1 protein-coding gene is annotated in these 303 nt (G+C 57.8%); it reads left to right on the top strand.

Annotated elements, in window-relative coordinates:
* Nucleotides 1–303: oligosaccharide flippase family protein (locus JYB63_RS22800; RefSeq protein WP_205660212.1), on the top strand; the 303-nt coding region annotated here is incomplete at both ends.

Below are 303 nucleotides of genomic sequence, written 5' to 3' on the forward strand. Positions count from 1 at the left end.
GTACTTTCTGGCCATCCCTATCGTGATGGTGTACCTCATCCCCTATCTGATCCGTCATCACCTTTATCATCGCCGCCATCCGGGCTTTTCGGCCCCCGGCCGTATTCGGCGCAAATATGTGCGCTATCTGCTCGCCAGCGGCCTGCCGTTGGCGGTATCCAATGTTTCCATCGCCATCTATACCCGGCTGGCGCAGCTGTTTTTGATGTGGTTCGTTTCCGCCGCGGTGCTGGGCATTTACTCGGTCGCCATTACCCTGGCGACCGCCTGGATGTTCGTTACCGATGCCGTCATCACCTCGTT

Source organism: Aliamphritea spongicola (assembly GCF_017051665.1).
GTDB classification, from domain to species: domain Bacteria; phylum Pseudomonadota; class Gammaproteobacteria; order Pseudomonadales; family Balneatricaceae; genus Amphritea; species Amphritea spongicola.